Below are 24,743 nucleotides of genomic sequence, written 5' to 3'. Positions count from 1 at the left end.
CCGGGTGTTCGGATCCATAGCAGAAACCAGCACACACCACCCCAGGCCAGCAGGCGCGACAAACAGGACCCAATCGCATCTCGGAATCAAACAGCCGTCCGGCCGACGGTGCTGTCACCAACTCAGCAGGAAGGACATCCCAAGGTGACCAGCACACCCCACCAGCCTGGCGGCCGCGGCCCCGGCCTCTTCATTCCCCAGCACGTGATCGTCGGAGCCCTCTGCCTCCTCCTCGGCGCCCTGGCCGCCGTGCTGGTCTGGCTCGCCCCGGCGGTATGGCTGCCGATCGGCGCCGGCATCGCCGTCACCGGACTGGCACTGGCGCTCTACAACCACTGGCATGGCCGCCACCATGTCTGAACACCCATGGCGCCCGCGGCGCGCCGGACGCTCGTATAACGTCCAGGAAAGTAAACGTTTCCGGACGGGTGGCGTCGTTCATCGCACCACGAGACGTGGCCGGCTCGCCGACGAGCTGCTGCTCTCTGAGCTGGCCTCCGAGGAGCACGCCGTCCCGACGGGCTTTGCCGGGAGCTACTGCTGTACCTCGTGGCTGTACGGAGATCAAAAAGGCCGGTTCCTTGATCGGAACCGGCCTCTGAGCTGGGTGGGCGATACTGGGTTCGAACCAGTGACCTCTTCGGTGTGAACACGGTCAGCTAACCACCGTGACTATCTGTTTCCGCGTTACCGCTGGTACAAGGTCTCTGTTGCGTACTGTTCAACGCTCTCCAAGGAAGCTCAGGGCAATTCACGCGCCCCGCAATTGACGGGTTCAGTCACTGGCGGCTAGGTGACTGAGCGTAGTCGACCTTCATTGGGCCGCGTCTCCCTCAAGTCCACCGAGAGACAAGCGTCACTCTCCTCGCGATGCCCGGAAAGCGAACCGAGTCTCGTTCATGGACGACGCCTCAACCCCGGCGAAACTTCAGCGAGCCAGCGCGGCTGATGCTGATCATCCTTATCGATCACGATGACCTGTACGGAGCGGTGCGGTTTACCAAAGTGGCCTGTGGCGCCAGGCTGGAGACGGCGTTGACTCAGAGATGGCGATCGGCGCCATCGTGCCGCAGGCCAGATCGATTGACCCTGGCAGCGCCGAAGGTCATCTCTGCCACAAGCTGGGTCGAGTTCGCCGCTCGAGCGGATGGCGCGTGGGTGGTGCTGGTCAGCGTGTCGGTGTGACGTCGGCGGTGACGGGGACGTCGGGGCAGGCGGTGTTGGTGACCACGGCGAGCTGGTGCCCGTGGTGGGTGGGCTGCCATTGGCCGCCGATCAGCGGGATCAGCGCGATGTTGGGCGTGGGGCCCGAGGTCCAGTCGAGGTGGCCTGCGATGGTGTCCAGCCGTGTGCTGCCGATCGCCTGGGCGACGGCCCGCCGGTCGGTCGGGGCGTCTGCGTGGGCGAGGGCGTGATGGGCGACCTCGACGAGAGCGTGGGCCAGCCCGAGCGGTTGCAGCCAGAGGTTGCCGGTGCAGTCCTGGTAGGCCGCGGCCAGCTCGCCGGTGGTGATTCCGTCCAGGGACGACCGGTGGGGATGTCCGGGTGTCCAGTACACCAACGTCGCCACGCGGGCTTCGGCGAGTTCATGTTCCATGTCGGCAATGTTCCTTGCGCCGCCGCGCGAGCTGGTGTGGGGGTAGGCCAACCAGCGTGAGCACGTGATGAGTCGCGGGAGACAACCGGCCTCGCGCGCCTGGCGGTGGAACAGCGCCAGATCGGTGGCGGTCGCGGCGCTGGTCACAATGGTCACCGCGTGCCGACGGAGGTCCTCGATCTGGGGACCGAAGTCGGCCGCGGGTTCCCGGTAGCCACCCGGGTCGATCAGGGTGTGCCCGCGTGAGGCCGCGGCGGGGGCGAATCCGTGGCGGTCGTGGCGCAGCAGCCGTCCTTGCAGGTCGTCGTTCCACAGGCAGCCGACCGCGGACGCGTCGCCGAAACTTTCCCAGATGTCGGCGAACACGGTGGCGATGTCGTCCAGTCCCCAGGCGAAGTGGTAGGTCCAGTCGAACCGATGGCCCATGTCGCCGGCGCGCGAATACACATACGCCTGCCATGGGAAGGTGGTCGAGATGCACGGCACGCCGAGTGCCTCGCACGCGTCGGCCACCGCGGGCAGCACCTTGGTGCCCGCCATCGTGATCACCACATCGGCCCTGTCGCGTTCCACCAGCTCCCGCACGGCCTGACGAGCGCGCCCAGGTTCCGACCTGCTGTCGCGGGTTGCGAACCGCAGCGGTCGGCGGCCGGCGTTGCCCACCTCGGACAGGCGGGGCGCCAGCAGGTCGATCACAAAGGACAGCGGGTCGCCCAGTGCGGCCAGGCGCCCGGTCCGCGGCACCACCGCACCTATGCACAGCGACGAGTCCGGCCGCATCCACTACCTCTGCTTCCGTCCATCCGAGGCGACGTTTGCCCTCTGCACCAACCTGATCCAATGAGTAACCAGGCGGCTACTTAAGGTCGCAATCCAGTGGAGACGCTAACCGCACTGTGAGATGAGCGCCGGGGTACACAGAGAGATCTCCCAACGATCTAGCTGCGAATCGGAGTTCCAATCCGCGCCGTACGCCTGACCGGTCCCACCAGCCAGACCTAAGCTCGGGACCTTGATCTCGCGCCGCGACCGGGCGATGCCCCTGGGGAACCTGCCTCCGCGCCGATGCCCTCTCCACTTCATCCGAGGTGTCAGCATGTCCAGGGCCGCGTCCCCACCGACCTTCAGGATGCTGCAGGCGTCGACCGGACCATGGCGGTCGAGGAAAGACCGCTCGAAGTAGTGCCTGCCGAGTGGTGCGTCCTCTCGAGTGGTGGCCGCGGTGCCATCAGCGCGGCATCCGCCCAAACGATTGGCATTCAGGCAGATCGCGTCGTACGCGGATGCTCGTTTCGGCAGTTGCGCACGCGCCGCAGGAGGTAAGCACAGCAAGCCCCGGTCCCCCGGTCGCAGGTCGCCGGTGGCCGATAGCCGGTGGCCGGTGGCCGGGTCGACGGCCTCAGCAACACCCGCCCCCTCTCGGCCGAGCACGCCGGGCAGGGGAATGGCGGAGCACCGAGGATGGCTCCTGGCTCGGTATGGAACAGGTCGCCGTGGTAACAAGGAGCTCGAATACATGGCCGACGGTATCTCGTCTCACACTGAGAGCTCCAAGAGCAGCTCAGCAGCGGATCGGCCGATGCGCAGACGGTGGGGCGCAGCCGGTTGGGCCCAGGCGCCGTCGATCCAGCGAGCCAGGCTGTGTCGGTCGATCTCGAGGGCAACGGTGATGGTCTCCCCTGGTCCGGCCTCAACGGCGGAGAAACCGACTAGGCGCAGAGGCTCGTCCTGGCTGTCCAGGTATGCCTGGACGACGTCGCGGCCATGCCGGTCGCCGGTGTTGCGCAGCGTCACCTGGACGGTGAGGTCATCGGCGGTGGCCTCAAGGTATTCCCAGGAGGTGTAGGACAGGCCATGGCCGAAGGGGAACAGCGGTTCGGTGCCAGCGTCCGCGTAGGCGCGGTAACCGATCAGGCCGCCTTCGGCGTAATCCAGCACTCCCTGATCAGGCTGGGTGGACAGGATCGGGACCTCGGCCTCGGCCGCCGGGAAGGTGGTGGGCAGGCGTCCGCCGGGCTCGGTCCCGGTGAGAATGTCGGCGATCGCGTCACCGCACTCCTGACCCGGGAACCACGACCACAGGATCGCCGCGGGCCGATCTGCCCACGGCATCAGCCAGGGGGCGCCCGCATTGACGACGACGACCGTGCGCGGATTGGCCTCGCAGACCGCGGTGACCAGTTCGTCCTGGCGTCCGGGCAGCGCGAGACCAGGCCGGTCGATGTTCTCGGCCTCGATGTACTCGTCGCTGCCCACGATGACGACGGCGGCATCGGCTGAGCGTGCGGCCTCGACGGCTTTTGCCAGCGCGGTGTCGTCGTCATCGCGAGGTTCGGCGTAGCCCAGGCCGAGCAGTGCGACCGGGTGGGGCAGGTCACGCTGGGGTGTCACCCTGAGCTCGATCACGGGGTCGCCGGTAGGGGTATCGAAGATGAAGGTGTGCGACGGCGGGTTGAGAACCAGGGCTCCGATGTCAGATCCGTCGACGTACTGCTCACACCGCTGCGGTTCCTGATCGAGCACGCGCAGTACGTATTCGCCCGCGCCCAGCACCGAGAGCAGATGGCCGGGACCGGAGGCCAGATGCAGGCGAGCCCGGACGACGAGCTCGGTGACGCCGTCCTCAAGGATCAACGGAAACCACCACTCGGCTGGGGACCGGTGTTCCTCCGATCGGACGCTACCGTCGACCGCCACGTACTGGAGCTGTACTCCTGGCTCGCCCGTCACCGGATGGGATGCGGCAGTGAGCGGCTCCAGCCTGGCCTGCGGAAAGGCTCCGGGGTGCAGGCTGATCTGCACATCGTCTCCGAGGACCCGGCGCAGACCCTCCAACGGGGTGACGACGCGCTCGGGGTTGACGTGAGCGCTCCCGCCGCCCTGAGCGGCGAGCCGGGTGGCGTTCGGCCCGATCAGCGCGATCCTCCGTACGCCGCGCAGTGGAAGAACGCCGTCGTTGCGCAGCAACACCGCACCGCGGACCGCCAGGTCACGGAGCCTGTCCCGGGCGTCGGGCGGAACCGCCGGAGCCGGTGGAGCCGGTATCCCGTCCAGGCCACCGACCCGGGCGGCGAGCCGCAGGATCCGTCTGACCTTGTCGTCGATGACCTGCTCAGGAACCCGTCCCTCCACCACGGCCGCGACCAGCGCATCGCCCCAGGGCCCGTCGGGTCCGGGCATGGCGAGATCGAGCCCGGCCAGGGACGATTCGACGGTCGAGCGAGCGGCGTTCCAGTCTGAGACGAGGACACCGTCAAAGCCCCACTCCTCCTTGAGGAGCTCGTGCTGCAGTGATCGGTTCTCGGTCATCGTGCTGCCGTTGACGCCGTTGTAGGCGCTCATCACCATCCAGACGCCTGCCTTGCGCACGGCCGCCTCGAAAGGCCTCAGATAGACCTCTCGCAGTGCCTTGTCCTCGATGCGCGCGTCATACGACATTCGTTCGGTCTCAGAGTCGTTGCCCACGAAATGCTTGACGCAGGCCGCCACCCCGGCGGACTGGACGCCCTCGATGAAAGCCACGGCGATGTCTGCGGTGAGTAGCGGGTCTTCGGAGAAGCATTCGAAATGGCGTCCCCCCAGCGGAGACCGATGCAGGTTCACGGTCGGCGCCAGTAGCACGTGCACGCCCATCTCCCGTGCCCGCGCCCCCATCAGCCGACCGGAATCGTAGGCCAGCTCGGTGTCCCATGTCGCCGCCAGCGAGGTCGGGCTGGGGAAGAGCAGCGAGGGCGGTGCCCCCGGGCCGAACTCGGTTCCCCGCGGCCCGACCGGGCCGTCCGACAGGCGCAGTGCTTCCAGGCCGACCGCCGGCAAGGGCGTCAGGCTCCAGGCGTCCGCACCGGTCAGGAGCGCCACCTTCTCCTTGAGGGTCAGGGCGGCGAGCCTGCGGGTGAGGTCGGCCTCATTGACGGGATCGGTCATCACTGCTGTTCCTCCTTGTGGTGATCAATCTCAATACCTAGTATTACTCGGTTTTAGCTGTCGCCGTCCGCCGTGGAGTACGGTCATGCGGGTGACAGGCAAGAGAAAACCGCGCGGCCCCTACCGCAAGGGCATCGAGCGACGGGAGCAGATTCTCGACACCGCCCTTGAGGTGTTCTCCCAGCATGGGGACCGCGGCTCCTCACTCCAGGAGATCGCCGACCGGGTGGGGCTCACCCAGGCCGGAGTGCTGCACTACTTCGGTTCGCGAGAAGAGCTGCTGCTCGCCATCCTCAAGCGGCGCGACAAGCTGGACTCACAGGTCGGCGAGGACGTGCGATCCCCTGGCGAGGCGGTGACCCGGACGGTGCGGCACAACATGGAGCAGTCGGGGCTGGTGAAGCTGTTCGTCGCCCTGTCGGCGGCGGCGGCCACCGACCCGGTGCACCACGCGCACGGCTATTTCGCCGATCGCTACCGCGAGCTCACCGGCCAGATCGTGCGGGGGTTGGAGCAGGGCCAGCACTCCGGCCAGGTGCGGAAGGACGTGCAGGCAGATCACATGGCACGGCTACTGCTGGCCGTCTCGGACGGCCTCCAGCTCCAGTGGCTGATGGACCCTTCCGTCGACATGGTCGCGCTGGTCGAGACCTTCAACCAGATGTGCCTGGCATGGGCCGGCCCCGCGGAGGCCGAGCCGGCCCGATGACCGGCGCTCTCACACGGCCGCCTGCCCCACCTCGGTCTCCTCTAGGCTCTTGCCCTTTGGGATCAGCAGGACGGCGAGCAACCCGGCTCCCGCGAAGCCCGCGGCCAACCAGAAACCGTTGGTGAATCCGGCGTCCAGGTAGAACTGGGTGCCCTTGAGCACCTTGCCGTCCTGGGCCATGGTCACGAAGATCAGCTGAGTCAGCATCGTCAGCACGATGCCCTGCATCATGCCTTGCATACCGTTGGCCAGCACCTGCTCCTGCGGCGACACCGCCTCGATCACCAGAATGGGCACGACCGCGACGATCAATCCGATGCCGACCGCGGGCACGATGCCGACGGCGAGGAGCTGGGACGCCGTGTGGTGGAACTGCGACTGGAGGACATATCCCAGCAGGGCCAGCGCCGCACCGGTTCCCAGCAAGAGCCGGGCGTCCACCCTGCGGGCGAGTACTCCCGCCGCCAGCGCCGTCGCCACCAGGAGCACGCTCGCCGGAGCCCCGATCCAGGCCGCCTTCGTGGCACTGAAGCCCAGGCCGTCGGAGATGGTGGGGATCTTCGGCAGGAGGCCGAGCAGCTGGTTGATCGTCCCGGCGCTGTAGACCGTCCCCGCGATCAGTGCCGTCGCGAGGAAGACCGTCCAGACCTGCCGCCGCGCCAGCATCGAGAGATCGAACAGCGGATGCGCGATGACACGTTCCACGACCACGAAGGCGACCACCGCGACGATGCCGCCGCCGATGAAGGCGAACGTCGTGCCGCTCGTCCATCCCCACTCCGCGCCCTTGCCGATGCCGTAGGTGATGGAGGCCAGGCCACCACCGAGCAGAAGCCCGCCGAGCCAGTCGATCCTGGTGCGCTCCTCGCGCACCGGACTCTCGGGCACGAAGACCAGCAGCAGGACCAGGCTCAGCGCGGTGGCGGCGGTCAGGAACCACAGCACGCCGCGGAAGCCATGGTTGTCGATCAACCAGCCGGACAGGAACGGCCCTCCGAGCGCGACCAGCCCGATGCCGCCGCTGATGAGGCCGCTGGCCGGCCCGACGAGCCGGGGCGGGAACACGTCCCGGGCGATCGCGTAGACGAGCGCCGCGATCGCGGCGTAGAAGCCGGCCATTCCCCGCCCGATCAGCAGCAGCGTGTAGTTGGGCGCCAGAGCCGCGATCAGGTCTCCGATCAGCCCGAGCACGGTGATGATCACCATGACGCGCTTCTTGCCGTACATGCTGGCGAACTTGACCACGAACGGCGCGATGAACGTGCCGACCAGGTTGGTGGCCAGCATGAACCACGCGACCTGGGTGGTGTGGAAGTGGATCGCGACCTGTGCCTGGGCGTTGCCTGCGAGCAGTCCGACCACCGACAACAGCTGAGCGGACCAGAGGAGCGCGATGAGCATGAGCGCGTACCGCGCACCGAACCCGGCTCCCTTGGCCGCATTCCGCGGCGATGCATCAGTCGAGGTCATAGGGGCCCTTCCTCGGGGTGGGGTCTTGTGAGCCGGGACACTAGCCGCTAAAACTAAATGACACTAGGTTTCTAATCCGGAAAGTTGCTCTACCTCGCTCCACGTCACGGAGGCGGAACACCATGCCCAGCAGGACCTACGAGCTGCTGGCGAACCTCTTCCGAGAGGCACGCGAAGCCCAGCTCACCGCGGGTCGGGCTGAACTCACCGAAGAGCGCAACCAGCACGAGGCCCTCGGCGACGGTTACCAGCCGAGAGCCGGCGTCAGCGACGAACTCATCGAGGGAACGGTTCCCGGCACCCGTCTGATGACCCCGGCCGGCGCCCGCGACGACCTCGTGATCGTCTTCGTCCACGGCGGCGGTTTCCGGACGGGCTCGCCGCGTACCATCCGACAGCTCGGCTCGCAGCTGGCCCTGAACGCACGTGCCCGGGTGCTGCTGCCCAAATACCGGCTGGCTCCCGAGCACCCCTATCCGGCCGCACTCGACGATTGCGAGAGCGTCTACACCCATGCTCTGTCGCTGGTGCCCGGCGCCAAGGTCGTGATCGGCGGCGAATCGGCCGGTGCCAACCTCGCCGCGGCGCTCCTGCTGCGCCGCCGCGACGCAGGTGACGAACGAGTTCTGGCGGGTTTCCTCTACGGCGGCGTCTTCGACCTGAGCCTGGAGAACTACACCGCCGGCAGCTGGGTCGGCAACGCCGGCACGGATCTGGCCCTGCACCCCGCCCTCGGCCCGATCATGACTTGCGACTATCTCGCGGGCCAGCGGGCCTCCGACGGCTACGCCTCACCGGCACTCTGCGATCTGACAGGGCTGCCGCCGTTGTTCCTCCAGGTGTCCAGCGCGGAATGCCTGCTCGACGACACCCTGGCTCTGACCACTGCCGCCGCCCGGGCGGGTGTCCACGTGGAGCTGGAGGTCTGGCCGCGCATGCTGCACAGCTGGCAGGCCGCGGCCGGATTCTTGCCCGAGGCCACCGAAGCCGTCGAACGTACCGCCGCATTCATCCAGCGGGTCGCCGACGGCCGGATCGTCGACGGTGCCGAGTTGTCGGGTGGCCCGGCCTCCCTCGACGACATTCAGCAATCCTGACCCACATCCCAGTTGCAGGAGCACCACCATGTCGCACGCCTGGCAGGCCGACTTCATCACCCCTTCCTTCCGGACCGGCAGCGAGCCGGGCGATCCCGCGCCCTACTTCCGAGGCGAGTTCACTACCTACGACGTCCCGAACCGGGCGACCCTGTATGTGACGGCGCTCGGCATCGTCGAGCCGTACCTGAACGGGTGCCGAGTCGGGGATGAGGTGCTCGCGCCGGGCTGGACCTCGTACCAGCACAGGCTCCGCGTCAGCCGGTACGACGTCACGGACCTGGTCAGGCCTGGGCCGAACGCGCTGGGCGCGATCGTCGGCGAGGGCTGGGCGGTCGGCCGCCTCGGCTTCGAAGGCAAGCGCAACCACTATGTCGAACGCCCCGCGCTGTTTCTTCAGCTGGAGCTGGAGTACGACGACCGCACCGAGATCGCGGGTACTGACCGGTCCTTCACCGCCGGCACCGGCGCGATCCTGGCCAATTCTCTCTACGACGGCCAGACCTACGACGCGCGGCTGGACCCCGACGGCTGGAACCTCCCCGGCTTTGATGACAGCCGCTGGTCGCCAGTGGAGTTGTTCGACTGGGACCGGGAAACGCTCACTCTCGACACCGCACCACCGATCCGGCGGATCGAGGAGCTCCCGCCCGCCGAGGTCATGACCGCTCCTTCCGGTAAGACAATCGTCGACTTCGGCCAGAACATCTCAGGCTGGGTACGGCTCACCGTCACCGGAGAGGCGGGTCAGACGGTGACCCTCCGTCACGCGGAAGTGCTCACCAAGGGTGAGCTTGCCGTCGAGACGCTGCGCACCGCCGAGGCGACCGACCGCTACACGCTTCGCGGCGGCGGGCCGGAGACATGGGAGCCACGCTTCACCTTCCACGGCTTCCGCTACGTCGAAGCGGACCAGCCCTTCGACGCGATCACCGCCGTGGTGGTGCACAGCGATATGACCCGGACCGGATGGTTCGAGACCTCCGACCCCCTGCTCAACCAGCTGCACTCCAACGTCGTGTGGTCGATGCGCGACAACTTCGTGGGCGTCCCCACCGACTGTCCGCAGCGCGACGAACGACTCGGCTGGACCGGCGACATCCACGCCTTCGCGCCCACCGCAAGTTTCCTGTATGACGTCCGCGGGGTCCTCAGCTCCTGGTTGGCGGACCTGGCCGCCGAGCAGCGGGAGAAGGGGCATGTCCCCTGTGTCGTCCCAGCCGTGGACATGCCGATGCCGACCACCCCGACGGCCCTGTGGAGCGACGTGGCCGTCGGCCTGCCCTGGACGCTTTATCGCGAGTACGGCGACCTGGAGATTCTCCGGCAGAGCTACGATTCCATGGCCGCGTTCGTTCGCGACATGGAGAGCCGGCTGGACGAGGCGGGTCTGTGGAGTACCGGCTTCCAGTTCGGAGACTGGCTCGATCCCGACGCGCCGATGAACAACCCGGCCGGTGGTAAGACCGATCCCCACCTGGTGGCGTCGGCGTTCCTGTGTAAGACCACCGCGGAGATGGCTCAAACCGCCAAGCTGCTGGGCCAGGAGGCCGACGCCGCTCACTTCGCGGCGCTGGCCGAGCGGGTGCGCGACGCGTTCCGCCGCGAGTACGTCACCCCGGCCGGGCGGTTGGCTAACGAGACCGCGACCGCGTACGCACTGGCGATCATGTTCGGGATCCTCGACCAGGACCAGCGCGGCCGGGCGGGCGAACGGCTCGCCAAGCTCGTCGCGAAGGCCGGATACAAGATCTCTACGGGCTTCGCGGGGACGCCGTTCGTCACCGAGGCGCTGAGCAGCACCGGCCACATCGACGAGGCCTACCTGCTGCTGATGGAGACCGGCTGCCCATCGTTCCTCTATCCGGTCACGATGGGAGCGACGACGATCTGGGAGCGCTGGGACTCGATCCGCCCCGATGGCACGATCAATCCCTCGGGCATGACCTCGCTGAATCACTACGCCCTCGGCGCGGTCGCCGCATGGCTGCACCGCGTCGTCGGTGGTCTTTCTCCCATCGAGCCCGGCTACCGGACCATGCGGGTCGCACCGCAACCCGGCGGCGGCCTCACGCACGCGACCACTACGCACGACACCGTGCACGGGCGGGTCCGCGTCGCCTGGCGCATCGCGGAAGGGCGCATGCAGGTCGACGTGACGATCCCCTCCGGCACCGAGGCCGAGGTGACACTCCCTCTCCACCCCGACGCCGCCGTGGTCAAGGTGACGGGCGGAAGTCACAGCTGGCAGTACGACCTCCCCGAAGACCATGGCGTTCGCCCGGACTACACCTTCGACACGCCGTTGGGCACCATCGCTCAAGACCGCGCCACCTGGCGCTCCCTCACCGACGCGTTCGGCAAGCACTTTCCCGGCGTCCCGTTCGACGAGCCCTCCCCCGACACCCTCGACCTGACTCTCAGCGCGGTCCTCGACATGATCCCGGGCGCATCGGCAGAGCTCAGGGCAGATCTCAGCGCCGCCCTCAGCACACCAGCGTGAGTCCTCCAGGTCTCGCACACCCCCTGTCAGCAGTACGCGTTCTCTCCGCTCCCGCATCACCCCTTCGGTTCTGCGTTCATGTGCGAGTTCGCCGTGCCCGCCGCCGCGTCCCATTACTCCGCTGTGAGTGCGCAGCCAGCGGACGCGGCGCGCGAGCCCGAGCCGGTGGGAGGTGGCTATTCGGTGAGGAATCGCTGTAGCCAGCGGCCGCTCTTCTTGACCGTTCGGGTCTGCGTCGCGTAGTCGACGTAGACGATCCCGAAGCGCCGGCTGAAGCCCAGCGCCCATTCGAAGTTGTCCATCAGGCTCCAGACGAAGTAGCCCTTCAGCGGCACACCTTCGGCGACGACTTGGTGGGCGGCGGCGATGTGCTGCTCGATATACCGTTGCCGGTCGTCGTCTTCGATCGTCCCGCCCGCGGCCGGCGTATCCGGGTAGGCCGCACCGTTCTCCGTGACGTACAGCGGTAGCTCAGGCGCCAGCTCGTTGATGCGGGTGAGGATGTCGCGCAGTCCGGAGGGCTGGATCGGCCAGTCCATCTGGGTGCGCGGGAGACCGGTATCGACGGCGATGACGTTTTCGCTGCCTGGCTGGGTGCTGGGCTTGCCGGGGTCCGAGATCGGTCCCGTCGGCGCGGCCACCGTCGTGGGGCAGTAGTAGTTGACGCCCATGAAGTCCAGCGGCGCCGAGATCAGTGGCAGATCGTCCTCGTACTGCTCGAACCACGCCGCCATGCCGGTGTCGCCGAGCACGTCGGCGGGGTACTTGCCGAACAGCAACGGCTCGAGGAACAGGCGGTTCTGCAGCCCGTCCACGCGCCGCGCCGCGTCACGGTCCGCAGGAGACTCCGACGCGGCGTGAACGGGCGCGAGGTTGAGGACAATGCCGTAGGAGCCTTCCGGCGATCGGATCGCTTCCAGGGCCAACCCGTGACCGAGCAGGAGGTGATGCACTGCCTTCATGGCGTTCGCGCCCTCGGTCCGGCCGGGCGCGAGATTGCCGCTCCCGTAGCCGTCCAGTGACGAGCACCAGGGCTCGTTGAGCGTCATCCAGTGCTTGATCACGTCCGACAGGGCGTCATGCGTCACCGCTGTGTAGTCACGGAACCGCTCGGCCGTGTCGCGAACCATCCACCCGCCGGCGTCTTCGAGCGGCTGCGGCAGATCCCAGTGATAGAGCGTCGCGTACGGTGTGACGCCATTCTCCAGGCAAGTCTCGGCGAGCCGCCGATAGAAGGCGAGACCGGCCGGGTTCACAGGGCCCGACCCGTCGGGAACGACCCGCGGCCACGCAATGGAGAACCGGTAGGCCGTAAATCCGAGGCTCGCCAGCAGTCTGATGTCGTCGGCGAACAGGCGATAGTGGTCGGCGGCGACATCTCCGGTGCTTCCGTCAACGATCCGGCCAGGCGTGTGGGCAAAGGTGTCCCAGATACTCGGGCCGCGGCCGTCCGCCGTCACAGCTCCCTCGACCTGGTACGACGCCGTTGCGGTGCCCCAGATGAATCCGGCCGGGAAGTCTTTCCTGCTCGTCACGGTCTCTCCTTCGTGCGTTAGTGCTGCGATGACGCTCGGTGCATCGTTCTCGTCAACAGCGCCGACGAGGTCCCGAGCCAACCTCGACCGCCCTGAAGCATCGCTGCGAAACTAGTACGACTGATACATTTTCACTCTCGCGGCTCTGGCCGCAAGCCCCGCGCGGGGACCCCTGCGCCGACGGTGTAGCTCAACGCCAAGGTCCGCTGGGAGAAAGGGAACGCCGATGAAGCAGTACGCCTACCGCGACTCGTCCCTCTCGATCGACGAACGAGTCCGTGACCTCTTGGGCAGGATGACGCTCGAAGAGAAGGCTGCCCAAACGGCAGCGCCGTTCGGGGCGGTCGTCGATGTGCACACCCCGCCCGAAACGGGCTGGGGATGCGCTGCCGCTGCACTGTCCACGCTCGGGTTGCCACCGCGCGAGACGGCACGCAGGGCGAATGAGCTTCAACGAAAGCACGTTGAGGACACCCGGCTCGGGGTGCCGGTTCTTCTCGCCGAGGAGGCGCTGGTCGGGCTAAAGGTGCGAGACGCGACCTCGTTCCCGGCTGCGATCGCACAGGCCGCTACCTGGGAGCCTGAGTTGATCGAGGCAATGGCCCGCACGATCGGCGCCCAGATGGCCCGCCTCGGAGTGCGCCAGGCGCTGTCTCCACTCGCCGACGTGGCTCGGGATCCTCGGTGGGGTCGTGTCGAAGAGACCTACGGCGAGGAACCGTACTTGGTCGGGGCGATGGCGACCGCGTTCGTCCGCGGGCTCCAGAACTCCGTCGAAGACGTTCCGCTCATCGCCACACTGAAGCACTTCCTCGGCTATAGCGCCAGCGACGGCGGGCGGAACACGGAGCCGGTCCAGCTCGGCCACAACGAGTTGCGCGAGGTGCACGCGACGCCCTTCGAGAGGGCGATCCGTGAGGGAGGTGCGCGGGGTGTGATGCCTGCGTACAGCGCGATCGACCGTGTGCCCGTGTCGGGGTCGAAGGCGTACCTGGCAAGACTATTGCGCGGCGAGTTGGGGTTCGACGGCTTGGTGATCTCCGATCTCGCGGCGGTGGGGCAGCTCCACACCAAGCACGGGACCGCCGGCGACAGTCGCCAGGCGCTCGCCCAGGCGCTGCGCGCCGGCGTTGACCTGGATCTGGACAACACAGTGTCGTCGGATCTGATCGTCGAAGCCGTCCGGTCGGGCGTCCTCGCTGAGGCGGACCTCGACCGTGCCGTGTCCAGCGTGCTACGGGCGAAGTTCGAGATCGGATTGTTCGAGCGACCTTATGTCGACCTCGACGCTGTGCCCGAGACGCTCGATTCGACGGAAGAGCGGGAACTCGCACGCACCATCACGGAGAAGGCGGTCGTGCTGCTGAAGAACGATCCGGTCGGCGGCACCCCGGTCCTCCCTCTGAGCGACGCCCCCCGCACGATCGCCGTGATCGGCCCGAATGCCGATCGGCCGATGGGCCAGCTGAGCAGTTACAGCTATCAGGTTCTCGACAGCATCACGAAGCGGTTCGCACTGGCCGCCGACCCGCAGGCGCGGATGGAGGATCCGAGTCAGACCGCCCCGGACGATGCCCACCTTCTGGTCGACTCGGTCCCGGTCGTGACGTTCTTGGAGGGCATCCGGCTTCGGGCCGGCGACGACTCGACCGTGCTGTACGAGAGGGGCTGTCCTGTCGCCGCGGAGGATCGCTCGGGCTTCGCGGCGGCGGTGAAGGCGGCGTCCGCCGCGGACGTAGCGGTGCTCGTCGTGGGCGATCAGGCCGGGATCAATTCGTCCGGAACGGTCGGGGAAGGCCTCGACAGCACCGAGTGCGCTCTGCCTGGTGTGCAGCGCGAGCTCGTCGAAGCCGTCGTAGCGACCGGCACCCCGACGGTCGTGGTGCTCAGCCACGGTCGTCCCTACGTTCTCGGTTGGATGGCTCAGTCGGTGCCGGCGATCCTCACCTCGTTCTTCGGTGGTGAGGAAGCCGGGAGTGCCGTCGCATCCGTCCTCTTCGGAGATGTCAATCCTGCCGGCCGGTTGCCGATCGCGCTGCTGGAGTCAGTGGGCGCGGCACCCGTCCCGTACTGGCGAACGCTGCAGCCCGGGGCCTACGTCGCCGGATCGACGGCGGCCGTCTTCCCCTTCGGGCATGGGCTGAGCTATACGAGCTTCGAGTATCGCGACCTGGCGGTGGCCTCCCCCCAGCTGCCGACAGACGGACTGGTGCGGCTCTCGTTCACCGTCACCAACACCGGTGAGCGAGCCGGCGACGAAGTGGTGCAGGTATACGGTCACGACGCCATCGGGCGCACCGTGCGGCCGGAACGCACCCTTGTCGCGTTCCGTCGCCTGCGGCTCGAACCGGGTGCGGCGGCGCGGGTCGCGGTCGAGATACCGACGAGCCTTTTCGCGCTATGGGATGCCGAAGACGGCTGGGTTGTAGAGCCAGGAGAGATCCGCTTCTACATCGGAGCCTCGTCCGCCGATGTCCGGCTCCGCACCAGCGTGACTCTGACCGGTGCCGACTACCTGCCCAGGGTGGACCGCGCCTTCGCGAGCCGAACCATCGTCGAGGATGTCGACCAGGTAGCCCCTTAGGCGAACATCGACGCCGGCCAACTGCTCCGTTACCCAGGGCTCTCCTGGTGACCTTACGCCATTTGAAAGTGTGGCAGCTGTACTAATTTCGTGTTAAGTTCTCCTCACCCCGGCCAGGGTTACGTCGGCGCGTTCACGTCTTCACAGGAGGTACGGTGAGCAACCTACGATCGACTCTGCCTGGTGCATGCGCTTTCCGAAGACAACCGAGTCACAGCTACGGGCGTGCCAGGACACGGTCCCTTCACCGTCGTGGATTCCGGCGGATCAGCGCGCTCATCATCGCCACCGTTCTCACCTTCGTCACCAGCGCATACCTTCCGGCCGCCAATGCTGATGCGGCGGCGCTTACCCTGCGAGGGCAAGCGGCTCGGACGGGCATTCTCATCGGTTCCGGGGCGATCAATCCGGCCTATCTCGATGAGCCCCTGTTCGCGAAGGTGCTCGCGACACAGTTCAACAGCCTGTCGCCCGAGAACGAACTGAAGTGGGCCTTCAGCGAACCGCAGCAAGGCGTCTTCGACTTCACAAAGCTCGACCGGCTCGTCGCCTTCGCGAAACAAAACCGCATGGCGGTCAAGGGCCACGGCCTCATCTCCAACTGCTGCAACCCGCCCTGGCTGGAGCAGATCCAGGATCCGGCTCAGCTGCGCGCCGCGATGACCACCCACTTCAAAACACTCATGACTCGGTACGCCGGAAAGGTGGACCGGTGGGACGTCATCACTGAGGCCTTGTCCACCTTCGGCGGTACCGGGCTCGAGCAGAACTACTTCTACCGGGTCCTCGGCCCTGACTACATCGCCGAGGCGTTCCGCATCGCGCACGCCGCAAACCCCAAGGCCAAGCTGTTCCTCAACGAGGCCCTGGTGGAGTACTACCCGGCCAAGCGCCAAGAGCTCTATGACCTCGTCGCCGGCCTGGTGCGGAAAGGTGTGCCCATCAGCGGTGTCGGGCTCGAAACGCACCTGACCTTCTCGCCGCCCGAGCCCGGGGTGATCACAGACATCGTGAAGTCCTACAAGGCACTCGGCCTCCAGGTCGCCATCACGGAGATGGACGTGCACCTGACTCCCCTTCCCGACAATGGCGAGTTCGGGAACCAGGCGGAGATCTACGGGAAAATCGTCAACGAGGCGCTGGACGCCGGGGTACGGGACATCAGTTTCTGGGGCTTCACCGACAAGCACGCATATACCTGGGTCCCGGGGGCGAAGCCACTGGTGTTCGACGACAAGTACCGCCCGAAGCCGGCCTTCTTCGCCATCTGGGCCGCTCTGGCGCGTCACTGATTCGTCTCGCAACAGAAGACCTCGGGGACGACCGGGATGAAGCACGACCGCCCTCATGGCGGCAGTCCCTACTCGCCTTGAACAGGGTCATCCTTCGGTGCTTGCCGGCCCGCAAGCCGGCAGAACCGAAGGATGGCCCTTCCGAGGCCCTCAGCTGCATCGTGACTCTCACGAGAGCGCTTCAGGGACCGCCCACTCGAAGAACGTGCGCATGGCCCGCTCCATGTCATGTGACGGATCGATGAGCCACTGCAACTGAATCCCGTCCCAGGTGCCGATGAGCAAACTGCTCAGCAGCCGGGGATCGCGAGCCGCATCGACGCGGCCCTGAGTCTGATCGTAGGCGAACGCCTCGGCGAGCGATGCGCTCTTCTTTCGGTAACGTTCGACGAACCAGCCGTGAGCAGGATGATCCGGGGCGGACGACTCCGCGGCGAGAATCGCCAGGAGCCTGAGCAGTTCGGGTCGTTCGAGATTGGAACGCACCCTCTCGATGGTTGCGAGGGCGACGCCACGCTCGACGCAGTCGGCCTCGAAGTCGAAGGGCGCGAAGCCCGTCCCGACAGTCACGTCTGCCCGTTCCAGAACCGCTTCGAGCAGCTCGTACTTGGTGCCGAAGTGGTGCACGATGCTGGTCAGGCTCAGATTGAGCTGACGTGAGATGTCGCGCAGTGTTCCACCGTGATAACCGCGAGCCGCGAAAACAGCGGTAGCCGCCTCAAGGATCTCTTTCGAGCGTTGTGCCGACTTGGCATACGGGCCTCGGACACGGCCGGGTCTCGTCGCGCTCATGCCAGGAACCATAGTACGGCCGCCGTCGTGTCCCGCCGCTGCGACCGTGCTGTCTCAGCCGGCCTGGCACGCGCCGCTTCTCGAATCTCGATCACTTGCAGCTCCCCGAACGCCATCGGCTCCACCGCGGGTCGGCACCGCCGGGATGGGCTCGACGTTATGACGAATTAACCGAGGGAAAATGTAGCAGGTGTACGGGTTTCGCTGTAGTGTCGCCTCCACCTGCCCCGGGTCGCTCGAACCACCCCGGGTCGCTCGAAGGAGCCTGAGTCACACCCGCGCCAGGAGGTCGACATGAACACATCTGGACTGATCAGCAGGCGGCGACTGCTCACAGGAGCAGCCGCCGCCGCGGGCAGTGCCGCGGCGGGGTCGCTGCTCAGCGGTTGTAACGCAGGTTCATCAGGCAGCGGCGGCTCGGTGACGCTCACCGCGATGTTCAGCGCCGAGGACCTCCCCAAGGAGACCATCGCCGACTTCGAGGCGAAGAACCCCGGCATCAAGATCAGGTTTTTGCAGCACGACCCTGCGCGCCTCAGTGCGATGCTGGCCTCGGGCAACCCGCCGGACATCACGATCGGCGGCGCGGTGGGCAGCGCGAACACGAACGCCCGGGGCCTCGCGATGGACCTGACTCCCTACCTGGAGAAGAGCCAGGTGTTGAAGAAGGACGATCTCCATCCCGTCAACGACAGCTTCCGCTGGGACGGCCACAGGATCGGCCAAGGTGGCTACTACGGCATCGTCAAGGACTGGAGCCAGGACGCGACGCTCTGGTACAACACCGCGCTGTTCGACCAGGCGAAGGTTCCGCACCTGAGCGACTCGCAGCCCATGAGCTACGACGAGCTGCTGGCCGTCGCCAAGCGTCTGACAGTCAAGCAGGGCGGATCGACGAAGGTCTTCGGCCTCGGTGTCGAGTGGGCTTGGAGCCTGTACGCCCCGATGGCCACGATGGTGCTCCAGCAAGGCGCGCAGCTGTACAGCGCGGACCTGAGCGAGGTCGACTTCACCACGACCGCCGCGCGCCGCGCCTTCAGCTGGTACGTCGACTTCGCCAAGGCGGGCGTTGGCCCGACGTCGTTGAACCCCCTGCCGGACGGCTCGGACATGTCCACCTTCAGCGCCAAACGGATGGCGATCACACAGGACGGCTACTGGTTCGGTGGCAACTTCATCAAGGACTCGGCCCTGAACAAGGACATCCGGATGGCGCCCGCCCCGCTCATGGGCGACAGGCGGATCAGTCCTTGCTACTCCGGCCAAGGAGCATGGATTCCGGCCAAGACAAAGCACAAAAACGAGGCCTGGAAGTTCATGGAGTACTTCATTGCAGGCCCGCCTGCGCAGGAACGGGCCAAGAGCGGGTGGGGGCTTCCTTCATTGAAGTCGTTGCTCCCTAAGCTGCCGCAGGACCTGCCGTACCAGAAGCAGGCGCACAAGGTCGCCCAGAGCGAGCTCCAGTACCTCGCCCCTCTCCCCGACTCGCCGTACGTCACGGCCGACGCTTGGAACGCCACGCTCGACAAGCACCTGCAACGAGTGATCAAGAACAAGCAGACCGTCGACGCCGCCTGCGCCGCGGTCACCGATGAGATCAACAAGCTGCTGAAGCAGGGCAAAGAGCGAATCGGCTGAGGCGGACATGGCACGACACACCTGGTCCCGCTACCCGAGGAGAACGTTCTACCTGTTCGTGGGACCGTGGGTAGTGGGCTTTCTCCTCCTGACCGCCGCACCGCTCCTGTACGCGTTCGGCATCAGTCTGACCAACTTCGACGGCAGCTCGCCCCGGTGGAACTGGGTCGGCCTGCGCAACTACACAGAGCTGCTCGGCGACCAGGACGCCTGGGCGGCCCTGGTCAGGACGATCGTCTTCACGGCGATCGTGGTGCCGCTCAGCGTCGTCGGCGCGCTCGGCCTGGCCGTTCTGCTCAACCGCCGGCTGAAAGCGGTGGGGCTCTGGCGCACCGTCTTCTACCTGCCGTCCGTCGTTCCGATCGTCGCGACGGCCATCATGTGGAAGCTCATCCTGAACCGGGACGCCGGCATTCTGAACGCCATCCTCAGCGTCACCGGACTCGACCGGATCACCTGGCTCGTCGATCCGATGGCCTTCTACGCACTCATCCTCCTGTGCCTGTGGGGCGTCGGCGGCGGCATGATCATCATGCTCGCCGCGCTGCAGGGAGTGCCCACCGAGCTCGAGGAGGCGGCCCGCATGGACGGCGCGGGCCCGTGGAGGGTGTTCCGCCACGTCACCGTGCCGATGATCTCACCGGTCATCTACTTTCAGGTGATCACCGGTGTCATCGCGACCTTTCAGATCATCGTGCAACCGCTGCTCCTCGCCGAAACCAACAGCATGGTGACTCTTGGTCAGGTGCCGCAGGGCACGCACCTGTACATGGTGCAGGTGTGGGAGCAGTTCTTCTTGAGCAACCGCTTCGGCTACGGCTCGGCGATGTTGTGGGTCCTCTTCCTCATCACTCTCGCCTTCACCCTGCTGCTCATGCGGTCGAGCCGTTCGTGGGTCCACTACGAGGTCGACAGCGATGCAGACCGTTAGGAGTCATGCGGTGCACACGAGCAGGACACGCCTGGTCGGCAGTCGCCCGGCACTGCGGCGCCGACGCCGAAGCGCCGGCGCCACCTACATCATCCTGCTGGCGCTTGCCGTGGTCTTCGCCGGTCCGTTCTTCTGGCTGCTGCTGGCCGCGCTCAAGACACGCGGCGAGTGGGTCGCCGTGCCTACAAAGATCCTGCCCGCGGAACCGCAGTGGAGCAACTTCACCCACGCGTTCACGGACATCAACTTCCCCGCCTACGCGATGAACTCGCTGTTCCTGGCAACGACCTACGCGGTGCTCATCACACTGTCCAGCGCGGTGGTCGGGTTCGGATTCGCACGGCTGCAGGCCCCCGGCAAGCGCGTGATGTTCCTCGTGCTGCTGTCCACGATGATGCTGCCGCAGGTTCTGACGATCCTGCCGACATACGTGCTGTTCTCCCGGATCGGGCTGGTCAACACCTACTGGCCCTGGGTTCTGTGGGGCCTGGCCGCGTCCCCCTTCCTGGTCTTCCTGTTCCGGCAGTTCTTCGCGGCGATCCCGCGCGAGCTGGAGGACGCGGCGATCATCGACGGCTGCGGCTGGGGACGGATCTTTGTCAGGATCTTCCTGCCCCTCTCCCGTCCCGTGCTGGTCACGGCATTCCTGCTGTCCTTCACCTGGAACTGGGGCGACTACATCGCACCCGCTCTGCTGCTCGACGCCGACCACACGACGCTGTCCGTGGCCATCACGGCCTGGTACCAGGATCCACACGGCAACCCCCTGCCGACCGTGCAAGCAGCGGCGGCCGCCCTGTACGTCCTGCCCGTGATGCTGATCTTCTTGTTCGCCCAGCGCTACTTCATCCGGGGCGTCGTCGGGTCCGGAGTCAAGGGATGAGGAACTTGGAGCCGGACGGCAGGCTGCGGTGACCTGCCCCCAGGGCGGGGGCAGGTCACTCGACCCTATTGATGTGCGCCGCCGTCAACGCGGATCTCGGTGCCGGTGATGAAGGAACCGTCTCCGGAGACGAGCATCGCGACGACGCCGGCCACCTTCTCCGGCCCGGGGATGCCACCGGGCAGCGCCGGGCTCAACTTCATGAACAGGCCCCAGTCGGTGTCCGGCGGGACGAGACCGCCGATATTGTCGGTGATACCGCTGCTGATCCCGCCGGGAACGATGTTCACCGCCCGCAGTCCCTGCTTGCCGTATTCCGAGGCGAGGCTATGGGTGAACGAGGCGACGCCGCCCTTGCTGGCCGAGTAGGCCGCCATGTAGGGGTGCGCGAAGAAGGCCGAGGTCGAACTGAAGTTGATCACCACGCCGTCCCGCGTCGCCAGGAGGGCGGGGAGCGCCTCGCGGGTCATCAGGAATGTTCCGGTCAGGTTGATCGAGATGACCCGGTTCCACAGGTCCAGAGAACATTCGTGGGTGTGCGCGCCGCGCAGGATGCCTGCGGCGTTGACGAGGACGTCCAGTCCGCCGAGCTCCTGGATGGCCGCCGGAACGACCTGCTGGACGGCGGCCTCGTCGGAGATGTCCAGGAGCTTGGTCGAAAGACGGTCCCCCGCGTCGGCCAGTTCGGTGGTCTCCTTCAAGCCGGTCTCGGCGACGTCCACGGCCACGACCTGGGCGCCCTCTTCGAGCAATCGAAGCACGATGGCACGTGCGATGCCGGAAGCCGCCCCACTGACCAGAGCCCGTTTGCCTTGCAGTCTGTTCATGCGCTCTCGCTATTCGAGGGGAGGGAAGGACTAGGGCGCTCCAGGATGTGGGGGTAGGCGGTGGCGAACCATGCCAGTTCGTCCTCGTTGAGGCTGCCGAGCTCGTAGCACCGGCGGCCCCAGGACTCGATCAGCTTGATCATGGTCGCCGAGTCGTAAACGTCCTTCTCGCAGCGGAACCGGCCGTTGCCCGCGTAGTCGAGGACGGTGATGTTGTTCTCCTCGAAGGAGCTGCCGTCGCCGGGATTCCGCAGGACGTTGCGCAGCTCGCAGACGATTCTGCCGCGTTCGGTGTCCACGAGGTGCCAGGCTTCGGGATAGCGCATCGCGGAGCCGGGAAAGGTGCCGAGCGTCGTGGTGACCCATGGGCGTATCTGTTCGTGGCCCCGCATCGTGCCCACCATCGGGTCGATGTAGGTGGCGTCCGGCAGGAACAGCCGCACGAACGGCTCCCAGTCCCCCGACTCGGCCGCGGCGGTCACCGTATCGGCGTGTAGGCGGAAGGCGTCTTCCAGCTCTTGGCCCGTCCATTTCTGGGTCATGCCGCGAGTCTGGCGATACCCCACATGGCCGACAAAGAGAGATCCCGTTCAGCGGGAAGGATCCGCTGAACGTCGGACGGCTCCGCCTGGGCGAATCCGGCTCCTCGTTCCTTAGTTCTGCCGCCGGACGAGTGGATCGGCGAAGATTCGGTTGAGCACCAGGTCTGCGGCGCCGAGGGAGGCTGCGGAGACACCGAGCGTCGACAGGCGCAGTTCACACGGAGCCAGGTCCGCGGCCAGCACATGCGCGTCGAGTTCGGCCCTGAAGGTGTCGAGGAACCAGGGGGCCAGATCGGCGAAGAAGCCGCCGAGGATCAGCGCTCGCGGGTTCACAAGGTTGATCAGCACAGCGGCGCCCCGGCCGAGCCATACGCCATGTTCACGCAGTGCGTCCAGCACACGTGGTTCGCCTGCTTCTGCACGCTGAGCTATGGCCGCGACCTTGTCGTCGTACCTATCCCCGGCGGCAAGCGCCGTCCGCTGCCGCAAGGCTTCCAACCCGACGACCGCTTCCCAGCAGCCCGTCCGGCCGCAGCCGCAGCGAGCGTGGCTTCCAGCGATCGGCATGTGGCCGATTTCGCCGGCGTAGCCGAAACCACCGCGGTAGACCCTGCCATTCAGGAGGAGCCCTGCCCCGATGCCGATCGTCCCGGTCAGGTAGGCCGAGTCCACCGGCGATCCCCTGCGGTGCTCGGCCACGACGGCGAGGTTGGCGTCGTTGTCGCAACCAACGCCACCGGGTAGCCAGTCGGCGACGCGCACGTCCCGCCAGCGCAGGTTGGGGGCGTGCCGGACAGTAGCGGTATCGGGGTCGACCAACCCTGGTACGGCCAGGCATACCCCGAGCAGGGGCCGGTCCAGCCGGTCGACCAGGGCCGTGAGCGTCGCCCTGGCCTCTTCCGGCGAAGGAGCACGAGCGGCGATCCGTTCTCGCAGGACGACCTCGCCGGAGAGCGTCACCGCGACCGCGTTGACGAAGTCGACGTTGATCTCGACTCCGAGCGCCACCGCCGGGCCGCCGTCCAGCCGCAGAAGCGTCACCGGACGGCCCCTGCCGCCGTCGGCCGCGGGGGCGGTCTCCGCGAGCAGCCCGGCTTCGATCAGGTCGGCGACGATCGCGGAGACCGCCGCCTTGACCAGGCCGGTGTCGCGCGCCAGATCGGCCCGCGACCGGGTGCCGTGGGCCCGGACCTTGCCGAGGACGATCCGGGCGTTGTGCCTGCGCACCGTCGCCGGGGTGGCGGGACCGTCAGCGAACGCCATACAGGTGCTCGAGCGCGAGCTGATCGAGCCGCTCGAACGCCATGCCGCGAGCCGCCACGGCGTCCACGTCGATGATCACGTCCCGCAGCGTACGCCAATCCTCTCCGGCGGCCAGCGTCGGTACGGCCAACTCCTCCACCCTGGCCTGGGCCAGGGCTTCGACCACTTCGGGATCGGCACGGAACGCCCTGACCTTCTCCCGAAGGATCAGGTAGTTGGTCATGCAGGCCTTCGCCGACACCCACACCCCGTCGTCATCCTCGGTGCGCGGCGGCTTGAAGTCGAAGTGGATCGGGCCGTCATAGCCGCCGGCCTCCAAGGCGTCGACCGTCCAGAACGCACCCCGCACATTGCCCGCGCCGAACCGCAGGTCCTGGTCGAAGCGAGGACCGTGCTGGCCGTTGAGGTCAATGTGGAACAGCTTCCCGTGCCAGAGCGCCTGGCCGATGCCGTGGGCGAAGTTCAGCCCGGCCATCTCCTCGTGTCCGACCTCCGGGTTGAGCCCGACGATCTCAGGGTGTTCGAGCCTCTCGATGAAGGCCAGAGCGTGTCCGATCGTCGGCAGCAGGATGTCGCCGCGAGGCTCGTTGGGCTTGGGCTCGATCGCGAATCGCAGCTCGTAGCCTTGCTCCAGAACGTAGGAGCCGAGGATGTCGAAGGCCTCCTTGTAGCGGTCCAGCGCGGCCCGAACGTCCTTGGACGCGCCCGACTCGGCGCCCTCACGGCCGCCCCAGCAAACGTAGGTTCGTGCACCCAACTCAGCGGCGAGGTCGAGGTTCCGCATGACCTTGGCGATCGCGAAGCGGCGCACGTCGCGGTCGTTGGAGGTGAACCCGCCATCCTTGAAGATCGGATGTGAGAAGAGATTGGTGGTCGCCGTGGTGACGCGCAAGCCGGTCTCCGCAAGCGCCTTGCGGAAGGCTCCGAGCCTTTCCTCACGATCCGACTCGTCGAACGCAAACACATCGTTGTCGTGGAAGTTCACGCCATAGGCGCCGAGTTCGGCGAGTTTGCGAACGGCACGGTCCGCGGGCATCAGAGCGCGGGTCGCCGCTCCGAACACGTCCTGCGCGGCCCAGCCGACCGTCCAGATGCCGAATGAGAACTTGTCTGCTGAGGTGGGGGTGTAGGCCACGGGCACTCCTTGTTCCAGGGC

Annotated in this window: 18 protein-coding genes; 9 read left to right on the top strand and 9 right to left on the bottom strand. The window is 66.8% G+C overall.

The window, feature by feature from the left end; translation table 11 throughout:
- The first annotated feature begins 144 nt into the window (after positions 1–144).
- Entirely contained in the window at positions 145–360 is a 216-nt protein-coding gene (locus tag F8566_RS41505; RefSeq protein ID WP_151568416.1) for a hypothetical protein, read from the top strand.
- Between the two features lie 808 nt (positions 361–1,168).
- Here the strand turns inward: F8566_RS41505 and F8566_RS41500 are convergent.
- Together F8566_RS41500 and F8566_RS41495 are read right to left on the bottom strand one after the other, a co-directional pair.
- Positions 1,169–2,341, bottom strand: coding sequence for an ABC transporter substrate-binding protein (locus F8566_RS41500; protein ID WP_264159529.1), 1,173 nt, complete (start codon positions 2,339–2,341; stop codon positions 1,169–1,171).
- A 792-nt stretch (positions 2,342–3,133) separates the two neighbouring features.
- The gene (locus F8566_RS41495; RefSeq protein WP_151568412.1) at positions 3,134–5,521 is read right to left on the bottom strand and encodes a beta-glucosidase family protein; all 2,388 of its coding nucleotides are present in this window, start codon (positions 5,519–5,521) and stop codon (positions 3,134–3,136) included.
- A gap of 91 nt (positions 5,522–5,612) precedes the next feature.
- Between F8566_RS41495 and F8566_RS41490 the strand changes: the two genes are divergently transcribed.
- A complete protein-coding gene (locus tag F8566_RS41490; RefSeq protein ID WP_151568410.1) occupies positions 5,613–6,230 on the top strand; it encodes a TetR/AcrR family transcriptional regulator in 618 nt (205 codons plus the stop codon).
- A 9-nt stretch (positions 6,231–6,239) separates the two neighbouring features.
- Here F8566_RS41490 and F8566_RS41485 read toward each other — a convergent pair whose 3' ends face one another.
- A complete protein-coding gene (locus F8566_RS41485) occupies positions 6,240–7,700 on the bottom strand; it encodes an MFS transporter (RefSeq protein ID WP_151568408.1) in 1,461 nt (486 codons plus the stop codon).
- Positions 7,701–7,822: 122 nt separating this feature from the next.
- On the opposite strand from F8566_RS41485, the gene F8566_RS41480 reads away from it, so the two are divergent.
- Entirely contained in the window at positions 7,823–8,797 is a 975-nt protein-coding gene (locus F8566_RS41480) for an alpha/beta hydrolase (protein ID WP_151568406.1), read from the top strand.
- Positions 8,798–8,825: 28 nt separating this feature from the next.
- Entirely contained in the window at positions 8,826–11,300 is a 2,475-nt protein-coding gene (locus tag F8566_RS41475; RefSeq protein WP_151568404.1) for a glycoside hydrolase family 78 protein, read from the top strand.
- Positions 11,301–11,476: 176 nt separating this feature from the next.
- On the opposite strand, the gene F8566_RS41470 is transcribed toward F8566_RS41475, so the two are convergent.
- Positions 11,477–12,835: a GH1 family beta-glucosidase gene (locus tag F8566_RS41470; RefSeq protein ID WP_151568499.1), complete on the bottom strand. Its 1,359-nt coding sequence runs from the start codon at positions 12,833–12,835 to the stop codon at positions 11,477–11,479.
- Positions 12,836–13,130: 295 nt separating this feature from the next.
- Between F8566_RS41470 and F8566_RS41465 the strand changes: the two genes are divergently transcribed.
- Together F8566_RS41465 and F8566_RS41460 are read left to right on the top strand one after the other, a co-directional pair.
- The gene (locus tag F8566_RS41465) at positions 13,131–15,419 is read left to right on the top strand and encodes a glycoside hydrolase family 3 N-terminal domain-containing protein (protein WP_225993993.1); all 2,289 of its coding nucleotides are present in this window, start codon (positions 13,131–13,133) and stop codon (positions 15,417–15,419) included.
- A 155-nt stretch (positions 15,420–15,574) separates the two neighbouring features.
- Positions 15,575–16,711: an endo-1,4-beta-xylanase gene (locus tag F8566_RS41460; RefSeq protein ID WP_225993992.1), complete on the top strand. Its 1,137-nt coding sequence runs from the start codon at positions 15,575–15,577 to the stop codon at positions 16,709–16,711.
- A gap of 168 nt (positions 16,712–16,879) precedes the next feature.
- Here F8566_RS41460 and F8566_RS41455 read toward each other — a convergent pair whose 3' ends face one another.
- Entirely contained in the window at positions 16,880–17,503 is a 624-nt protein-coding gene (locus F8566_RS41455) for a TetR/AcrR family transcriptional regulator (RefSeq protein ID WP_151568400.1), read from the bottom strand.
- Positions 17,504–17,797: 294 nt separating this feature from the next.
- Here F8566_RS41455 and F8566_RS41450 point away from each other — a divergent pair, with 294 nt between their 5' ends.
- From F8566_RS41450 to F8566_RS41440, 3 genes are read left to right on the top strand one after another with little or no spacing between them, the layout of a single operon-like run.
- Positions 17,798–19,141, top strand: a complete 1,344-nt coding sequence (locus F8566_RS41450) for an ABC transporter substrate-binding protein (protein ID WP_151568398.1) — start codon at positions 17,798–17,800, stop codon at positions 19,139–19,141.
- Positions 19,142–19,148: 7 nt separating this feature from the next.
- Complete coding sequence (locus F8566_RS41445; RefSeq protein WP_151568396.1) at positions 19,149–20,072, top strand: carbohydrate ABC transporter permease; 924 nt, start codon at positions 19,149–19,151, stop codon at positions 20,070–20,072.
- Between the two features lie 10 nt (positions 20,073–20,082).
- On the top strand, positions 20,083–20,955 hold the full coding sequence (locus tag F8566_RS41440; protein ID WP_225993991.1) for a carbohydrate ABC transporter permease: 873 nt from the start codon (positions 20,083–20,085) through the stop codon (positions 20,953–20,955).
- Between the two features lie 65 nt (positions 20,956–21,020).
- On the opposite strand, the gene F8566_RS41435 is transcribed toward F8566_RS41440, so the two are convergent.
- From F8566_RS41435 to xylA, 4 genes are all read right to left on the bottom strand, one after another.
- Complete coding sequence (locus F8566_RS41435) at positions 21,021–21,782, bottom strand: SDR family NAD(P)-dependent oxidoreductase (RefSeq protein WP_151568392.1); 762 nt, start codon at positions 21,780–21,782, stop codon at positions 21,021–21,023.
- Complete coding sequence (locus F8566_RS41430; protein WP_151568390.1) at positions 21,779–22,324, bottom strand: nuclear transport factor 2 family protein; 546 nt, start codon at positions 22,322–22,324, stop codon at positions 21,779–21,781. The genes F8566_RS41435 and F8566_RS41430 overlap by 4 nt, the downstream gene beginning before the upstream one ends.
- Before the next feature lie 111 nt (positions 22,325–22,435).
- Positions 22,436–23,587, bottom strand: a complete 1,152-nt coding sequence (locus tag F8566_RS41425) for an ROK family transcriptional regulator (RefSeq protein ID WP_151568388.1) — start codon at positions 23,585–23,587, stop codon at positions 22,436–22,438.
- Positions 23,574–24,722, bottom strand: coding sequence for a xylose isomerase (xylA, locus tag F8566_RS41420; protein ID WP_225993990.1), 1,149 nt, complete (start codon positions 24,720–24,722; stop codon positions 23,574–23,576). The genes F8566_RS41425 and xylA overlap by 14 nt, the downstream gene beginning before the upstream one ends.
- Between the last annotated feature and the right edge of the window lie 21 nt (positions 24,723–24,743).

Origin of the sequence: Actinomadura rudentiformis, from assembly GCF_008923185.1 — a bacterium.
GTDB classification, from domain to species: domain Bacteria; phylum Actinomycetota; class Actinomycetes; order Streptosporangiales; family Streptosporangiaceae; genus Spirillospora; species Spirillospora rudentiformis.
The sequence above is the reverse complement of the archived record's forward strand: the minus strand, read 5'-3'. Positions and strand labels throughout refer to the sequence as shown.